Origin of the sequence: Streptomyces sp. BE303 (assembly GCF_036290945.1) — a bacterium.
Taxonomy (GTDB): Bacteria; Actinomycetota; Actinomycetes; order Streptomycetales; family Streptomycetaceae; genus Kitasatospora.
The window spans coordinates 1-946 of the sequence record NZ_JAQYWZ010000314.1 but is presented as its reverse complement, the minus strand read 5'-3'; the positions used below and the strand labels follow the sequence as shown (position 1 = coordinate 946).

Below are 946 nucleotides of genomic sequence, written 5' to 3'. Positions count from 1 at the left end.
TCCTTCAAGGTGTTCGACCAGGTGTGGGTGATGACCGAAGGCGGTCCGGGAACCGCGACGCTGACCGTCGTCACGTTCATCTACACCCGCCTGCTGACCGACGTGGGCGTCGCCTCCGCCGCCTCGGTGGTCCTGTTCGTGGTCCTCCTGACGATCACCCTCGTCCGGCTGAAGCTGACCTCCCGGGAGGAGTCGTGAGCAAGTCCCCGAAGCGTCTCGCCCCGACGCTGTGGCTGACCGTCGCCGGCGTCTTCGCCGGACTCCCGGTGCTCTGGATGCTGCTGACCTCCTTCCAGCCCCTGGAGGAACTGGTCGGCAACGGGCGGCACCTGATCCCCGGGAGCCTGACCCTGGGCGCCTACCGGGAGGTCCTCTCGGCCTTCCCGTTCGGCCAGTGGTTCGTCAACTCCGTACTGGTGGCCGGCGCCGTCGTGGCCGGCAACCTGGTGTTCGACACCCTCGCCGCCTACGGCCTGGCCCGGATCCCCTTCCGCGGCCGGCAGGCCGTCCTCACCCTGATCCTCGCGACGCTGATGATCCCCACCCAGGTCATCCTCGTCCCGCTGTACCTGGTGATGCGCGACCTCGGCTGGATCGACACCTACTGGGCGCTGATCATCCCCTTCCTGGCCAGCCCCACCGGCATCTTCCTGCTGCGCCAGCACTTCGTGACGCTGCCCGTCCAGCTCGACGAGGCCGCCGCCATCGACGGCGCCGGCCGGCTGCGCACCCTGGTGAGCATCCTGCTCCCCAACTCCTGGGCGGCACTGGGCACCGTCGCGGTGCTGAAGTTCATGTGGACCTGGGGCGAGTTCGCCTGGCCCTCGCTGGTCACCAACAACGAGATGCTGCGCACGCTGCCCGTCGGACTGGCCCAGTTCCAGAACCAGTTCGCCCCCCGCTGGGATCTCCTGATGGCCGGCTCCGTGCTGGCCGCGATCCCGGT

1 protein-coding gene and 1 pseudogene are annotated in these 946 nt (G+C 68.9%); both read left to right on the top strand.

The window, feature by feature from the left end:
* Positions 1-198 (top strand): annotated as a pseudogene (locus PUR56_RS03780) (sugar ABC transporter permease); the annotation flags it as partial.
* Positions 195-946: carbohydrate ABC transporter permease (locus PUR56_RS03775; protein WP_329947840.1), on the top strand; the 752-nt coding region annotated here is incomplete at its 3' end. The pseudogene PUR56_RS03780 and the gene PUR56_RS03775, both read left to right, overlap by 4 nt.